Genomic DNA, 15,762 nt, shown 5'->3' with positions numbered 1-15,762 from the left:
AACTATGAGCGAAATTAAACAATTACCAACACGTGATGAAGTTCCAACTCCATTGACTTGGGATTTAACCAAAATTTTTAAAGATGATGCTGCTTTTGATGTTGCGTATAATCAGTTGACAGAAGAGCTAAATCAAGCAGAATCATTTAAAGGTACCTTAGGGAATGGTGCAGAAGCTTTTCTAGCTGCGTTAGAATACGTTTTAGATGTCTATCGAAAAGTGGAAACATTATATGTCTATTCTCATTTAAAAAATGATCAAGACACTACAAATACAGCTTACCAAGCTTTATATGCCAGAGCTAGTTCTTTATTTGCACAAGTTAGTGAAGCTGTTTCTTGGTTTGACCCAGAGGTTTTAACATTAAGTGATGAACAAATCTGGGGATATTTTGAAGAGCAGCCGAAATTAGCTGTTTATCGTCACTATATTCAAAATATTTTAGATGAACGTCCCCATGTTTTATCGATGGAACAAGAAGCTTTACTGGCGGGGGCTAGTGAAATTTTTGGTGCCTCAAGTAATACATTTTCAATTTTAAATAATGCAGACTTAGAATTTCCAACTGTGCAAAATGCTGAAGGCGAAACAATTCAACTTTCTCATGGCGTTTATGGTCAATTAATGGAAAGTGTCGATCCATCTGTTCGTGAAGCAGCATTTAAAGGGTTGTACAAAGTATACAAACAATTTAGAAATACATTAGCCTCAACTTTAGGTGCACATGTTAAAACACATAACTATAAAGCAAAAATTAGAAATTATGATTCTGCTCGGGCAGCCTCTTTAGCAAGTAATCATATTCCTGAAAGTGTTCACGAAACATTAGTAGCTGTAGTAAATAAACATTTACCTTTGCTACATCGTTATGTAAAATTAAGAAAAAAATTATTAAACGTAGAAGAATTACACATGTACGACTTGTATGCGCCTTTGCTAGGTGAAGCACCAATTCGTTACAGCTATGAAGAAGCAAAAGAAAAAGCAATTGAGGCTTTAAAACCACTAGGTGAAGACTATCTATCTATTGTCAAAGAAGCTTTTTCAAGTCGTTGGATTGATGTGATTGAAAATCAAGGAAAACGAAGCGGCGCATATTCTTCAGGAGCTTATGATACAGCCCCATACATTTTAATGAATTGGCATGATAGTTTGGATCAACTATTTACATTAGTCCATGAGATGGGCCATAGTGTTCATAGTTACTATACAAGAAATAATCAGCCGTATGTTTATGGCGACTATTCAATTTTCTTAGCTGAGATTGCTTCAACCACAAATGAAAATATTTTAACAGAATATTTATTACAAACAGAAACAGATCCTAAAGTACGTGCGTATGTCTTAAATCACTATTTAGACGGCTTTAAGGGAACCATTTTCCGTCAAACGCAATTTGCGGAATTTGAACATTTTATTCACACGGAAGATGCTAAAGGCACGCCATTAACGAGTGAATATTTGAGTGAGTATTATGGCGAGCTCAATGCTAAATATTATGGACCAGAAGTAGTTAGAGACGAAGAAATCAGTTACGAATGGGCGAGAATTCCACATTTTTATTACAATTACTATGTTTATCAATATGCAACTGGCTTCTCAGCCGCTTCGGCATTGTCTAAACATATTTTAGCTGGAGAAGAGGGAGCTTTAGAGAACTACCTTAACTACTTGAAAGCAGGAAGTAGTGACTTCCCAATTGAAGTGATGAAAAAAGCGGGCGTGGATATGACACAAGCCGCGTATATCGAAGATGCAATGAAAGTTTTTGAAGAACGTTTAACGGAATTAGAAGCTTTGGTTGAAAAATTATAAGTCGTAACTTCTTAGTAAACATAAAATATAAACCTGGTTTTATACAGAATAGTAAATATATCTGTGTAAAACCAGGTTTAGTTATATAATTAAATAGATTGTTGCTGTTATATAAAAGAAAGCAAAGATTCTTTGCTTTCTTTTATATCAAGCTTCTATTATCTTTAGAGTAATAAAAGGAGGTTTTTTTTTGAACATAGGGAATTCATTAAAAATGAGAAGAAATGAATTAGGATTGACACAATCAGAGGTTGCTGAGAAATTATACGTTACTAGGCAAACAATTTCTAACTGGGAGAATAATAAATCATATCCTAATATTGATTGTTTAATTGAACTAAGTAATCTTTATGAAATGACCTTGGATCGATTATTGAAGGAGGACAATACGATGGTGGAGAAACTTTCGAAAGATATTAGAGAGGGACAGAAGTACAAAAAATTATTTTTAATATTATTAATTATAGTACTATGTATAGGTGGATATTTTACTATTTTACAACTTCGTCTGAATAATTTGTATAGCGGTGTCAAAGAATGGAATCAAAATGGTCAAACTTATAATTTAATAGAAGATAACATTCAATATCATGTGGTTAAAATTGATAATTATAATCTGTTTACAATTCCAGAAGAATTGGAATTAATGAGTTCGTATATCTCTGAAAACGAAAAGTTTAATATGTATTATAGCGGTGATGATTCGAATATAAAAATTTACTGGACAACAGGAGCATTAAATGGGTTAGAGTTATCTTTTGATAAAGAATTCATCTTTGACAATGTAAATCAAAGAAATAAATTTTCTTATGAGATTCAGGAATTAATAAATAAAAATTTAGATAAGGATAAAAAAGAACTAACCATATTATATAAACAGACTAAAAATAAATGGGAAGAAATAAATTAGCTTGTGTTAAACCGAATAAAATTTACTCGATTTTTTGAGTTAGTATCGGCGAGTATTGTCTGATAGCGTTCCAAGAGATTAGTCGATGAACTGAAATAGATATTGGTGGTTGATACAAATTTCGGTGTTAATATTTAAGAGTACATAATATATATACATGGACCCATTCCATAGCTGTCTTTTATAAGAACAAAGCATCAAATGTAGTAGTATTAGACTTTATCTATTATTATAGAACATGGTGAAAATAGTAAAAGAAGGACCAGTCAACTGGTCCTTCTTTTTTATAATAAATGTAAATGTCCATTTGGAAAATGATAATTGGAGCGACGTTTAAATTCAAAGGTTGCGTCACCTTGGTCCAGCAACGGTTCGTTATGTGGATGGACACGACAAAGTTGTTTAATTTCATCCATGTTTTCAAAATTTTCGACTAAAATGCCGAAATCGTTCTCGCAAGTATAGTTGTAAACGACTGCGGTAGGATGTTGTTTAATCCCCATTTCTCGAGCAACTTTTTGGTCGGTTTGGAAAGATTCTTTGACAAAATCGGATTGTCGGTCTTTACGATACATATCAATATCCCCGCCGGCCGCTAGAAGTAGTTCTTCTGATAACTCAGGAGAGTAAGCTAGACCGTCTTCAGCTACTGCTTTTTGTAAGCCAATCAACAATTGTCGGCCTTTTTTTCGGCCTTGTAACTGTGCTGCTTTATAGTCAAGAGCGGCTGAGTATAAATCTTCAAAAATTCGATTCCGTCGTTTAATGTCATTAATCGGAATATGTTGACGACTCAAAAATTCATTGATCGTTTTCATGTTTAATAAAGGGATAAAGCGCAATTGTATTTTTTTCTTGTCGTTAACAGACAATTGTATAATTTCTTTTTCAATTTCTAAACAGACGCCGCCTAAAGGATTGACGAACAAATAAATTTCAACCATTCATACTTCCTCCAATGCCATGCTTTTTCAAATACAGGTGCCAGAACGTCAGTGCTTCGAATACTAAGGGGCAGTGGTCCGCATCATGCGTTGAATCTTGTTAGGTGCAAGCGTAATGGGAATGTTCAAATCAGCCATTAATGTTTGAAACGCTTGCTTGCCGCTTTCAGCTTCAGTAACTTCTAACTCTAATTCAAAATCGTGCTGTTGGTTATACCAACTTTCGTCTAACGCAAGTAATCCTTGAGGAATTTGTTTTTCTGCACGTGCTGTTTTTAATGAACCAATTAAATGGATCGAGGCGATTTCAATACCTAATTCTTGTAATTTCTTCGCCACAGCCCCCTCAGTAGGGAGGTGATTCCTTTTGATAAAGTGGTTCGCCGTCTCAAGCGATAAAGGGTCATTGATTTCTAATAATCCTTCTGGCGCAGGAACTTTTAAGGTTAACTCACCACGATCTGCTAATACGCGAATTCTTAAGCCCATTCGTTGTGCTTTTAATTGAAAATCGTCCGTATCAAAATAATGATTTGTTTGCGTAAAAAAGTCCGTTTTTTGAATAGCAAAATGGTCGATTAATCGTTTGAAATCTTTCGGACTAACTAATGTTTTAAATTCAATTTCTAAGTGCTCACTCATGGGGTTCTCTCTCTTTCTTAAATCACTCCAATTTTCACATATTATATAGGTTTCCGTCAAGAAAAGTGGTCTTCTCTGTGAAAATTTTTTCTAATGAAAGGCGTTTGGAAATCAAATAGCGAATAACACCCTATTTTAGGGAGGACTGTGGTAAAATAATCAGTGAATGAAATTCAAGGAAATTGAGGGATCTACCATGGAACGAGAGTGGGAGCTGTTTTTAGCGCCATATGAACAGGCGGTCAGCGAATTAAAAGTAAAACTACGAGGTATTCGTAAACAATTTCGGGAGCAAGATAAACACATACCAATTGAATTCGTTACAGGACGTGTGAAACCAGTAGATAGTATTTTGACAAAGACGGCTATTCGGCATATTCCTTTAAATCGGATTGAAGAAGAAATGCAAGACATTGCTGGTTTGCGGATTATGTGCCAATTTGTGGAAGACATTTACCAGGTAGTCGCACTTTTAAGAAATCGTAAAGACTTAAAAATTGTGGAAGAACGGGACTACATTGAAAATAAAAAAGAAAGTGGCTATCGTTCGTACCATGTGGTGGTGGAATATCCTGTGCAATTAGTCACCGGGGAAAAGATTATTTTGGCCGAAATCCAAATTCGGACACTCTCCATGAATTTTTGGGCAACGATTGAACATTCTTTGAATTATAAATATCAAGGTGTCTTTCCTGAAGAAATGAAAGAACGCCTTCAGCGAGCGGCAGAGGCAGCCTATTTATTAGATGAAGAAATGTCATCTATTCGTGAAGAAATTCAAGAAGCACAACATTACTTCTCTCATGGCCGTGGATTGCTAGAAAACGAATACTATAAGCAAATTAAAAACGAAACACCAGAAAATCAGTAAAGGAGTCTGCTTATGAAAGTGGCGATTGTTCATAACTCGGAAGAAAAATCGAAACAAGTCACAAAACAACTGACAACACTATTAGAGCAAAACCAAATTCAAATAGACAATCGTCAACCTGAACTTGTGATTTCAGTCGGCGGAGATGGTACGCTTCTTTCCGCTTTTCATCGATTTAATCATCTGTTAAACGAAGTAAGTTTCTTAGGTGTACATACCGGACACTTGGGTTTCTATACAGATTGGCGTGATTATGAATTAAAAGAACTAGTTGAGAGTTTGTGTATTCATCGTGAAAAAAGTACGAGTTATCCATTATTAGATGTGCGGATTCGGTTTAGAGATGGGAAACCAGATAAACATTTTTTAGCATTAAATGAATCAACAATTAAACGAGGAAACCGGACGATGGTGGGCGATGTGTTTATTAAAGACGAACTGTTTGAACGATTTCGTGGTGATGGGTTGTCGATTTCGACCCCAACCGGCTCTACTGCGTATAATAAAAGTATTGGTGGGGCTGTTTTGCATCCTAGCATTAATGCGTTTCAGTTAACCGAAATCGCCTCCTTAAACAATCGTGTCTTTCGAACATTGGGGTCACCGATTGTAATCGCACATACGGAGTGGCTGGAGATTAAATTACAGGAAAGTGATGATTATTTTGTCACGGTGGACCAATTAGATATTTATCAAGAAAATATCGCTTCTGTCTGCTATCGAATTGCAGACGAACGGATTCATTTTGCCTCTTATCGGCACATGCATTTTTGGCATCGAGTGAAAGATGCCTTTATTGGTGAGGATTAATTAAACGATGGAATTTCAATGGACATATGACAAAGAAACAACACAACAAGTGAAATATTTTTTAAAGGAACAAGGCGTTTCAAAAGGGTTATTAGCTAAGGTGAAATTTCAGGGTGGTAAAATTCAAGTGAATGGGACCGTTCAAAATGCCATCTATCCTTTACAAACTGGCGATGTCGTTAAAATGACGATTCCATATGAAGCGGAACATGAGACATTATTAACAGATGATGAACCGATTGAAATTGTGTTTGAAGATGATCATTTTTTAGTAGTTAATAAGCCTGCTGGCATTGCCTCAATACCTGCTCAGTATCATCCTTCAGGAACGATGGCGAATCGTGTTAAGGGCTATTACAAGCGACAAAATTACGTGAATCAAGTCATTCATGTCGTGACTCGTTTAGATCGAGATACTTCTGGGCTGATGTTATTTGCGAAACACGGCTTTGCTCATGCTTTAATTGACCAAGAATTACGAGAAAAAAAGGTGACAAAAATTTATTATGCCCTTGTTGGTGGAGCGATTGAGCAGTTAAACGAGCATCAATTGATTGAAAAGCCAATTGGGCGCGACTTGTCCTCTTTATTAAAACGCCAAGTTATCGAAACAGGTCAATTTGCTAGTACAGAATATTGGCTCGCAAAAAGAGGAGCCCAAGCAGCAGCTGTGCGCATTCAGCTCCATACAGGACGAACACATCAAATTCGGGTACATTTTGAAGCAATTGGCTGTTCATTGTTAGGGGATGAGATGTATCATGGAAAGATGGATCAAGGAATTGAGCGGCAAGCGTTGCATTGCATGGAACTAATTTTTACTCATCCTTTTACCAAAGAAACGGTTCATCTGATTTCCCCACTAGCGGAGGATATGAAAAGTGTAGATGATACGTTATAATAATAAAGAGGCAGGAGGGGAAAGTGTAGGATGAATGAAGGCCAAGAAATGGAAGAGCAATTTGCCCTTCTTTTAGAAACGCTAAAAAATCAACAAATGAACGAATTTCGTGAGCTATTTTTAGCGTTACACATTTATGAACAAGGACAATTTTACCAATCGTTAGATGAAAAAGACCGACAACATTTATACAATTACCTATCTCCGAAAGAACTAGCGGATATGTTTGATGTTATCGAAGAAGATAATGAGAATATGAAAGATTATTTAGCTGAAATGCGTCCAAGTTATGCAGCCGATATGTTAGCTGAGATGTATACCGATAATGCGGTGGATTTACTAAATATGTTAGATAAGAGTCAAAAGGCAAAATATCTTAGTTTGTTAAGTAGTGAAGAAGCAGGCGAAATTAAAGAGTTACTTCATTACGAAGATGAAACTGCTGGGGCGATTATGACCACCGAATTTGTTTCGATTGTGGCGAATCAAACAGTGCGTTCTGCGATGTACGTCTTAAAGAATCAAGCGGACATGGCGGAAACAATCTATTACGTTTACGTAGTCGACCAAGAAAATCATTTAGTCGGCGTTATTTCGTTGCGGGATTTAATTGTTAATGATGATGATACCTTGATTGCTGATATTTTGAATGAACGGGTTATTTCAGTTCATGTTGGCGATGACCAAGAAGATGTCGCGCAAACAATTCGGGACTATGACTTCTTAGCTGTGCCAGTTACAGATTATGATGATCATTTGTTGGGGATTGTAACAGTTGATGATATTATTGATGTTATCGATGATGAAGCCGCTAGCGACTACTCTGGTTTAGCCGGGGTCGACGTTGAAGAAGTTAGTGAGAACCCTTTAAAAGCCGCTTCTAAACGATTACCTTGGTTAATTACGCTGCTGTTTTTAGGGATGTCTACGGCCTCGTTAATCAGTAATTATGAGTCGTTAGTTAGCGAAGCGAGTATTTTAGCCGTTTTTATTTCTTTAATTACCGGAACAGCCGGCAATGCCGGAACACAATCATTGGCGGTCGCGGTACGCCGTTTGGCTATGAAAGATGAAAAGGATAGTAATTTTGGTCGCTTAATCTTAAGTGAAGTACTCACGGGACTAGTGACGGGGGCTGTGACAGGTTTAACCATTATGATTGTGGTTGGCGTGTGGCAACATAATCTTCCGCTTGGATTTGTGATTGGGATGGCAATGCTCTGTGCAATTACTGTGGCGAATTTAGCAGGGAGTTTAATCCCGATGTTAATGGATAAATTAGGGTTTGATCCCGCAGTTGCCAGTGGCCCGTTTATTACTACCTTAAGTGATTTAACCAGTGTATTAATTTATTTCAATATTGCCAGCATGTTTATGCGTTATTTTGTTTAAAAAATTGCACTTATTTATCATGAGACTGAGGTAAAAGGATTCGTTGGTTTGCTTGAAATCAAAAAAGTGAGATAGCCGTTAATACGACGGCTACCTCACTTTTTTAGATACAAGAAATTAAACAATTTTTGTGCCATGGACTTCTGTGACTTTTAAAGTGTCCATCACAGTTTGAACGTTTTCTGTGGAAATACCGCCACCTGGTAAAATAAGAATCCGTTGATCTGCGTAGGCAATTAATTCTTTTAAATGATCAAAGTTGCCTTCGATAGGGGTACCAGCTGGCCCGCCATGAGTTAAAATACGCGTCACACCACGCTCAGCTAACCAGTCAATCGCCTTAAATTGGTTTTCTTTCGACAAGGCATCAAAAGCCATATGGAAAGTGATTTGCAAGCCTTCAGCTGTTTCAATGAATAAGTCCAAAGCTTCTTCATCTAACCAACCGTCCTCAGTTAAACAGCCAATAACAATGCCGTCGGTTCCTAATTTCTTTGCTTCGATTAAATCGGTATGCATAATTTTTAATTCAATATCATTATAGACAAAATTGCCGCCACGAGGACGAATGATTGTCATCACTGGTACAGAATGTTCGCCAGCGTATGCTAAGACTTCTTCAATAACACCAGTACTTGGCGTCGTTCCACCTACGACTAAGTTATCGCATAATTCGATGCGATTCGCACCTTTTTGAATGGCTTGGGGAATCTTAGTGAAATTTTCGGCACAGAATTCTTTAATCATTTCTTATCGCTCCTTGCTTTTTCTTCACAGGCATTGTACCATAATTCTGCTTACTACCATAGCCCTGAAAAAAAGAGTGCAACTTTTTATAAGAGAAAATGTTCATTTGATGAACGTAAGGAGTTTTAAATGTTAAAGAAAATTGAACGAGCACAACAATTATTGAAAAAAGAAGCAGCCGTATTTCGCTGTCCAACTTGTCATGAACCAATGCATGTAGAAGGGGTTGGTCTGATTTGTCAACAGAGGCATCAATTTGATTTATCCAAGAAAGGTACGCTATACTTTCTAAATCATGGCGTTCAGACAGAATATAATAAAAAAATGTTTACTTCTCGAGGAAAAATGATTCAAAGTGACATGTACGCGCCTGTTTTAAACAAAATTATGCACTATCTTCCTCAAAATAAAACAGTAGTCGATGTTGGTTGTGGTGAAGGGAGTTTTCTAGCTGAGTTAAGTCAAGCAGGCTTATCTGGACTGAAAATCGGGTTTGATTTATCAAAGGAAGGAATCTATTTAGCAAGTAATCAGCCAATTGATGCGTTTTGGTGTGTGGCGGATTTAACGAATTTGCCATTTGCGAATGAAGGGCTTGATACGATTTTGAATATTTTTTCTCCTTCACATTATCAAGAATTTCGGCGAGTATTAAAAGCTGACGGGACTGTGATTAAAATTATTCCTGAAGAGAATTATTTAAAGGAATTACGAGCGGCTTTTTATCCCAATGACGAAAAGAAACAAAGTTATTCCAATCAAAAAGTAGTCCAACGTTTTGCCGAGGAATTAGCAGTGGAAGTAGATGAACGAATAACTTATTGCTTTGACATTCCCGAGGAAAGACGGTTGGATTTATTAGAAATGTCGCCATTAGAGTGGCAAGTTTCTCAAGAAGTTAAAGCCGAGCTACAACAGCGACCATTGGAAAAAATCACGATTGACGTCCGCTTGTTAGTAGGTCGTAAAAGATAGACTTTTTTGTGAAGAAAATCCTAAAAAAGTCTTGCAATAAAGTGACATTGGTGTTATATTACTTACAAGTTGTTTTTTCATTGGTTTTTATCAGGGTCCTGTTCTGATAAAAGTTAGTGAAGAGACCTTCACTAACGTAACGACTCGCCGTGCTAGACACCGAGACGGTACGTTTTTTTTATTGGTTAGAATAGCTGCCGCCTGACATCATCGCGTCATGCGGTTTTTTTTGAAAATAAGTATTGTGGGCGCTATTTATTTTGAATTTATGCTAAAATGAACACGATTGATATTTGAGGAGCTGAAGATAGTTGACGAACCATATTGTTTTATTTGAACCACAAATTCCGGCAAATACTGGAAATATTGCACGGACATGTGCAGCGACGAATACACCGTTGCATTTAATTGAACCTTTAGGATTTTCAACAGATGATAAACACTTAAAACGTGCCGGATTAGATTATTGGAATGATGTAAATATTACGTATCATAAAGATTTGGCTGCCTTTTTAGCCCATGTGGCAGGCAAACACTTGCATTTAGTAACCAAATTTGCTCACCAAACATACAGCGAGGTCAATTATAATGATGGCGAGGACCATTATTTCCTTTTTGGAAAAGAAACAACGGGCTTACCAGAAACGTTTATGCGAGAAAACGAAGAAAAGTGTATCCGAATTCCTATGAATGATGAACATGTGCGCTCACTGAATCTTTCTAACACTGCCGCACTAATTGTTTATGAAGCCTTACGTCAGCAAAATTTTCCGAACTTAGAACTGACGCATCATTATGAAAATGATAAATTGGATTAAAAAAAGTTAAGACAGTAGCGCTTTTTTCAAAAATGTCAGAAGAAAGTGGTTTTATTTATACTGTTGGCCAATTTCCAAGCCTAGAACAAAAAACAATTTAGATTTTTGTTCTAGGCTTATTTTGCTTGGATTACTAGAAACTTCCATGGATATTTTCGCAGGGAAGTGATAAACTAGAAAGACATATGAAGAGATAAAGAAGTTTGGAGAAGTTACATGAAATTATATTTTACACGACATGGAAAAACTGAATGGAATCAACAGAAACGATTTCAAGGAATGACAGGAGATTCGCCGTTATTACCAACTAGTTATGACGAAATTAAACAATTAGGCCAATATTTACAAGATATTCCGTTTGAAAAAATTTATTCGAGTCCGCTATTACGTGCCAAAAATACTGCGCGGGGAATTCAACAAGAATTGAATCATCCAGTTGAAATTGTTTATACAGATACCTTAAAAGAATTAGGTTTAGGGCGTCTAGAAGGACAATATATTGAAGAAATGCGTAATTTTTATGGAGAAGAATTAGATCATTTACGGCATCGTTTAGATTTGTATGATCCAACAATTTTTGATGGTGAACCAATCGAGCAAGCGATTCAACGGATTTCAGAAACAGTTGCTGAAGCGGCGAAACAGCACGAAGGTCCAGTTCTATTTGTCGGACACGGAGCAGCGCTGACGGCGGCAATCCAAGCGATGGCTGGTAAACCATTATCAGAATTACGGACAATGGGCGGGCTGTTAAACAATAGCCTTTCAATCCTTGAAACCAAAGAGACATCAAGGAACATGCCGTACGACTTAACGTTATGGAATGATACGTCTTTTTTAGCTAAAGAAAAAGTACAATAAGCGCACAACAGAAAGGAGGGCTTGTAGTGGTAACACTTTTTGGTGAGGACGAAGAAAAAGCCTTTATTGTTGGGACTGTACAAGCAATCTTTTTTGAAAATCCCAGTAATTTTTATAAAGTCGTTCTTGTAAATGTGACCGATACAAATACAGATTATTTAGAAAAAGAAATTGTAGTAACTGGAAGTTTTGGCCAAGTTCAAGAAGAGGAACCCTACCGTTTCTTTGGTCATTTTGTGGACCATCCTCGTTATGGCAGACAGTTTCAGGTGGATAGTTATCAGCAAGAAAGACCGACTTCGGCTAGTGGGGTGGTTAACTATTTATCAAGTGACAAATTTCCTGGCATTGGTAAACGAACCGCTGAAAAAATTGTTGAAGTATTAGGGGAAAGTGCGATTGACCGAATTATTGATGACCCGAGTGTTTTGGAAGAAGTTACTGTTTTAAATGAAAAAAAACGTCAAGTAATCGTCGAAACAATTCGTTTGAATCACGGGATGGAGCAAGTGATTGTGGGACTAAATCGATACGGCTTCGGTAGTCAGTTAGCTTTTTCAATTTATCAAACCTATCAAGAAGAAACCCTTTCTGTGATTCAAGAAAATCCTTATCAGTTAGTTGAAGATATTGAGGGAGTCGGATTTAAACGAGCGGACAATATTGCTGAACAAATCGGCATTCAGGCGGATTCTGCTGTTCGAATTCGGGCAGCGATTTTACATGAAGTGTTTGAACACTCCATTCGCTCAGGCAATACGTATGTTCAAGCAGATGTTTTGTTAGAAGAAGCGATTCGGACCTTGGAAGCAAGTCGCCCAGTGGAAATCTCACCTGATCAAGTGGCCAATGAAATCATTACGTTAGTCGAACATGGAAAAATCCAACAAGAAGAGACTAAACTTTTTGAGAACAGTCTCTATTTTTCTGAATGGGGCATTGGTACTTCGATTCAACGTTTACTTTCTCGTAAAAAAGAAATTCATTACGAGGAAGAAGAAGTCCAAAAAAATATCCGAATGATTGAGAAACGTTTAAATATTCAGTATGGCGACTCGCAACAAGCAGCGATTGAAGAAGCGATTAAATCGCCGTTATTTATTTTAACTGGAGGGCCCGGAACAGGGAAAACAACTGTTATTAATGGGATTGTCTCGTTGTTTGCGGAACTAAATGGTCTTTCATTAGATCTCAAAGACTACACGCAGGAGATGTTTCCAATCTTGCTAGCGGCGCCAACTGGGCGAGCAGCGAAACGCATGAACGAAACGACAGGTTTACCTGCAAGTACCATCCACCGTTTGTTAGGCTTGACAGGTCGTGAAAAAAATCCGAGTTTAACCGCCAAAGAATTAGAAGGCGGTTTGCTAATTGTAGATGAAATGTCAATGGTGGATACTTGGTTAGCCAATACGTTATTAAAAGCTATTCCGACAAACATGCAAGTGATTTTTGTTGGTGATAAGGATCAGCTACCGTCTGTCGGTCCAGGTCAAGTCTTACATGACTTATTGCAAATTAACGAAATTCCCAAATGTGAGCTAAACGAAATTTATCGTCAAGGAGACGGTTCAAGTATTATTCCTCTTGCCCATGAAATTAAAGAAGGAAAGTTGCCTGCTGATTTTCAAAAAAATCAAAAGGATCGCTCGTTCTTTGCAAGTGATATTGGTCATATCGAAGAATACATTCGACAAATCGTCACAAAGGCAAAAGCAAAAGGGTTTACGCCACAAGATATCCAAGTTTTAGCGCCAATGTATCGTGGCGCAGCCGGCATTGATGCCTTGAATAAGATGATGCAAGAAATCTTCAATCCAAATGATGGTAAGAAAAAAGAAGTCAAATGGAATGACACCGTCTATCGGATTGGGGACAAAGTTTTGCAACTAGTCAATACGCCAGAATTAAATGTGTTCAATGGAGATATGGGAGAAATCGTCGGAATTACTTTAGCCAAAGACTCAGAGGACAAAGTGGACGAGTTGGTTTTACAGTTTGATAATAATGAAGTAACGTATAAAAGAAATGAATGGAATAAAATTACGCTATCGTATTGTTGTTCGATTCATAAAGCGCAAGGTAGTGAATTCCGCATGGTGTTACTGCCAATGGTTCATCAGTATAGCCGAATGCTGCAACGAAATTTGCTGTATACAGCAGTGACACGTAGTAAAGAATTATTAATTCTACTAGGTGAGGTTTCTGCTTTTGAAACATGTGTCAAAAACGAATCGGCTAGTCGCATGACGATGCTAAAAGAACGAATCGTGAACGCAGAACAAATGACCTTAACGACTAGAACTCAGTTAGAAGCCTATGAAGAAGGTTTAACGGCAGACCATCCATTTACTGAAAAGGAAACAAAAGCTGTCTCTTATGAAACTGAACAGCAATCAACGAAAGCCGATCAGATAAAAGAAACAGACGAGCAATTAGTTGAAACAACGGTACAAGAAGTTTCACTATTTGCTGATGAAGGGGAAGAGTCAACCCCAGAAACAGTAAATAAAGCGACAAAAGTTGTCGAAGAATCATTACCAAAAGAACCACGACTAACAGTCGAAATTATTCAAACAAATGCTGTTGATCCAATGATTGGAATGAAGGATACGACGCCTTATCAATTTATGTGAGAAGAGGAAAGAGGTCGGGACAGAAGCGTTTAACTCCGAGAAATAAGAAGAAATTTCCGAAAATTGTTCTATAATTTTTGGAGAATTTCGGCTTATTTCCGAAGGAGTTGCTTCTGTTCCCGCTGTTTATCAATTTTTAAGCCTGGGACAAAAATCCAAAGTGATTTTTGTCCCAGGCTCTTTTTCAACCTTAAGGGACTCAGTTAAAACCAAAACAAACGTTTTTGTGTGGTATAAACCATATCAATACTTCGTTTGCCTAAAATCTCGCCATCTGCGTGAATGGTTTGTGGAATCGTCGAAACAATTCGAATTTTGCTTGATTGAAAATGATGAAAATGCTTAGATTTCCCTTGTTTTTGGCGAAGCAATAGGAAAATAAGCCACAAAATTTTAAAAATATTGATTCGTTCCACGACAACTAAGTCCACGACTGCTTTGCGAGGATTGGCCGTCGGCATAATTGATACGCCCCCGCCAAAATAAGGATGATTTGTGACCGTACATAGGAAAGCACGATTAAATGTGTATTGTTTACCATTCATTTCAACTAAAATTGGAAAGCCTTTTTGTTTAAAAAAGACATGAATGATTGAAGAAATATAGGAAAGCGAGCCAAGCTTAAATTTATTTAAGGCTTTTTTTGATGACGATTCGTTGGTTTTTTCCACGATTGCCGCATCTAACCCTAAGCCAACATTATTGGTGGCTAAGCCGATTTCTTCTTGGTTGGCTTCTACATAATGAATCGTTTGAATTTCTTTTGGTCGTCTGGTGCGCAGGATTTGATGCAATGCTTTATCAATATTCCTTGATAATCCCACCCCTCGTGCAAAATCATTTCCAGAGCCGCATGGAATATAGCTTAAAGGAATAGCTGAATCATATGGAAGTAATGAATTAATGACATTATGTAGTGTGCCATCGCCGCCTAGCACGACTAGGATTGGAAAAGTTGAAACGTCTAAGTCTTCAGACCAAGGAAGTAAAGTTGTTTCTGCAAGTTCCTTCGTCAATTCTTTTTCATGTCCAGCGTAATCAGTGTAAAGAGCCGTATATTTAAGTTCTTGTTGCTTGAGTTGTTGAATCACTTTTCTAGCGACTTTTCGGCCATTGCCGCTACTTGCCTGCTCGTTGATAATAAGATAGTAGTGAATGTTCATTGAGCTCCTCCTTTGAATCGCTATTGTCCATTATACCAGAGGGAGGAACTTCTGCGAATAAAGATTGCTTAAAAAAGTAAAAAATGACTAGAAAAAGGCACGAAACAATGCATGAGAGGTGAAAACTGCAAATAAGTGCAAAGTAAAACAGGGCTTTCATTGACTATTTTGACTTTCCATATTAGAATGTGAACTGTTGCAATTGTAACCAAGGTTCATCAACCGAATAGCGTAAATCGTTGAAAACCTTTATAAATAAAGGTTTGTATCGATGTT

14 protein-coding genes are annotated in these 15,762 nt (G+C 37.2%); 10 read left to right on the top strand and 4 right to left on the bottom strand.

Going from position 1 to position 15,762, the window contains the following annotated elements:
• Positions 1 to 4 precede the first annotated feature (4 nt).
• Together pepF and IGK86_RS11495 are read left to right on the top strand one after the other, a co-directional pair.
• A complete protein-coding gene (gene pepF, locus IGK86_RS11500; RefSeq protein ID WP_016617102.1) occupies positions 5 to 1,816 on the top strand; it encodes an oligoendopeptidase F in 1,812 nt (603 codons plus the stop codon).
• Positions 1,817 to 2,006: 190 nt separating this feature from the next.
• Positions 2,007 to 2,726 (top strand): helix-turn-helix transcriptional regulator, encoded by a 720-nt coding sequence (locus tag IGK86_RS11495; RefSeq protein WP_010713157.1) that lies wholly within the window; start codon positions 2,007 to 2,009, stop codon positions 2,724 to 2,726.
• Positions 2,727 to 3,010: 284 nt separating this feature from the next.
• On the opposite strand, the gene IGK86_RS11490 is transcribed toward IGK86_RS11495, so the two are convergent.
• Both IGK86_RS11490 and IGK86_RS11485 read right to left on the bottom strand, forming a co-directional pair.
• A complete protein-coding gene (locus tag IGK86_RS11490; protein WP_002356482.1) occupies positions 3,011 to 3,670 on the bottom strand; it encodes a ClpXP adapter SpxH family protein in 660 nt (219 codons plus the stop codon).
• Between the two features lie 63 nt (positions 3,671 to 3,733).
• Positions 3,734 to 4,312, bottom strand: coding sequence for a CYTH domain-containing protein (locus IGK86_RS11485; protein WP_010823910.1), 579 nt, complete (start codon positions 4,310 to 4,312; stop codon positions 3,734 to 3,736).
• A gap of 196 nt (positions 4,313 to 4,508) precedes the next feature.
• On the opposite strand from IGK86_RS11485, the gene IGK86_RS11480 reads away from it, so the two are divergent.
• The 4 genes from IGK86_RS11480 to mgtE are packed head-to-tail and all read left to right on the top strand — an operon-like array spanning position 4,509 to position 8,286.
• Entirely contained in the window at positions 4,509 to 5,183 is a 675-nt protein-coding gene (locus IGK86_RS11480) for a GTP pyrophosphokinase (protein WP_002356484.1), read from the top strand.
• Between the two features lie 12 nt (positions 5,184 to 5,195).
• Positions 5,196 to 5,993, top strand: a complete 798-nt coding sequence (locus tag IGK86_RS11475; protein ID WP_002356486.1) for an NAD kinase — start codon at positions 5,196 to 5,198, stop codon at positions 5,991 to 5,993.
• A gap of 7 nt (positions 5,994 to 6,000) precedes the next feature.
• Positions 6,001 to 6,894 (top strand): RluA family pseudouridine synthase, encoded by an 894-nt coding sequence (locus IGK86_RS11470; RefSeq protein WP_016617100.1) that lies wholly within the window; start codon positions 6,001 to 6,003, stop codon positions 6,892 to 6,894.
• A 30-nt stretch (positions 6,895 to 6,924) separates the two neighbouring features.
• Positions 6,925 to 8,286, top strand: a complete 1,362-nt coding sequence (mgtE, locus tag IGK86_RS11465; protein ID WP_002362548.1) for a magnesium transporter — start codon at positions 6,925 to 6,927, stop codon at positions 8,284 to 8,286.
• A 117-nt stretch (positions 8,287 to 8,403) separates the two neighbouring features.
• Here the strand turns inward: mgtE and cutC are convergent, their stop codons facing one another.
• Complete coding sequence (gene cutC, locus IGK86_RS11460) at positions 8,404 to 9,033, bottom strand: copper homeostasis protein CutC (RefSeq protein WP_438742506.1); 630 nt, start codon at positions 9,031 to 9,033, stop codon at positions 8,404 to 8,406.
• A 129-nt stretch (positions 9,034 to 9,162) separates the two neighbouring features.
• Here cutC and IGK86_RS11455 point away from each other — a divergent pair, with 129 nt between their 5' ends.
• The 4 genes from IGK86_RS11455 (at position 9,163) to recD2 (ending at position 14,323) form a co-directional block, all read left to right on the top strand.
• Entirely contained in the window at positions 9,163 to 10,008 is an 846-nt protein-coding gene (locus IGK86_RS11455; RefSeq protein WP_016617099.1) for a methyltransferase domain-containing protein, read from the top strand.
• A gap of 311 nt (positions 10,009 to 10,319) precedes the next feature.
• The gene (gene trmL, locus IGK86_RS11450) at positions 10,320 to 10,826 is read left to right on the top strand and encodes a tRNA (uridine(34)/cytosine(34)/5-carboxymethylaminomethyluridine(34)-2'-O)-methyltransferase TrmL (RefSeq protein WP_002356493.1); all 507 of its coding nucleotides are present in this window, start codon (positions 10,320 to 10,322) and stop codon (positions 10,824 to 10,826) included.
• 216 nt (positions 10,827 to 11,042) lie between these two features.
• Positions 11,043 to 11,687, top strand: coding sequence for a histidine phosphatase family protein (locus IGK86_RS11445; protein ID WP_016617098.1), 645 nt, complete (start codon positions 11,043 to 11,045; stop codon positions 11,685 to 11,687).
• A gap of 26 nt (positions 11,688 to 11,713) precedes the next feature.
• Complete coding sequence (recD2, locus tag IGK86_RS11440) at positions 11,714 to 14,323, top strand: SF1B family DNA helicase RecD2 (RefSeq protein WP_016617097.1); 2,610 nt, start codon at positions 11,714 to 11,716, stop codon at positions 14,321 to 14,323.
• A 203-nt stretch (positions 14,324 to 14,526) separates the two neighbouring features.
• Here recD2 and IGK86_RS11435 read toward each other — a convergent pair whose 3' ends face one another.
• Complete coding sequence (locus tag IGK86_RS11435) at positions 14,527 to 15,486, bottom strand: diacylglycerol/lipid kinase family protein (RefSeq protein WP_002356498.1); 960 nt, start codon at positions 15,484 to 15,486, stop codon at positions 14,527 to 14,529.
• Positions 15,487 to 15,762: the final 276 nt, after the last annotated feature.

The sequence above is a fragment of the Enterococcus sp. DIV1206 genome, assembly GCF_051712485.1.
In the GTDB taxonomy this organism is placed as follows: domain Bacteria; phylum Bacillota; class Bacilli; order Lactobacillales; family Enterococcaceae; genus Enterococcus; species Enterococcus faecalis.
Note: the sequence above shows the minus strand (reverse complement) of the source record. Positions and strands in the feature narration are given on the sequence as shown.

Excerpts from the sequence above, each read along its gene's own strand:
- pepF (WP_016617102.1), top strand. The coding sequence starts at position 5 with ATGAGCGAAATTAAACAATTACCAACACGTGATGAAGTTCCAACTCCA.
- IGK86_RS11490 (WP_002356482.1), bottom strand. The coding sequence starts at position 3,670 with ATGGTTGAAATTTATTTGTTCGTCAATCCTTTAGGCGGCGTCTGTTTA.
- IGK86_RS11485 (WP_010823910.1), bottom strand. The coding sequence starts at position 4,312 with ATGAGTGAGCACTTAGAAATTGAATTTAAAACATTAGTTAGTCCGAAA.
- IGK86_RS11480 (WP_002356484.1), top strand. The coding sequence starts at position 4,509 with ATGGAACGAGAGTGGGAGCTGTTTTTAGCGCCATATGAACAGGCGGTC.
- IGK86_RS11475 (WP_002356486.1), top strand. The coding sequence starts at position 5,196 with ATGAAAGTGGCGATTGTTCATAACTCGGAAGAAAAATCGAAACAAGTC.
- IGK86_RS11470 (WP_016617100.1), top strand. The coding sequence starts at position 6,001 with ATGGAATTTCAATGGACATATGACAAAGAAACAACACAACAAGTGAAA.
- mgtE (WP_002362548.1), top strand. The coding sequence starts at position 6,925 with ATGAATGAAGGCCAAGAAATGGAAGAGCAATTTGCCCTTCTTTTAGAA.
- cutC (WP_438742506.1), bottom strand. The coding sequence starts at position 9,033 with ATGATTAAAGAATTCTGTGCCGAAAATTTCACTAAGATTCCCCAAGCC.
- IGK86_RS11455 (WP_016617099.1), top strand. The coding sequence starts at position 9,163 with ATGTTAAAGAAAATTGAACGAGCACAACAATTATTGAAAAAAGAAGCA.
- IGK86_RS11445 (WP_016617098.1), top strand. The coding sequence starts at position 11,043 with ATGAAATTATATTTTACACGACATGGAAAAACTGAATGGAATCAACAG.
- IGK86_RS11435 (WP_002356498.1), bottom strand. The coding sequence starts at position 15,486 with ATGAACATTCACTACTATCTTATTATCAACGAGCAGGCAAGTAGCGGC.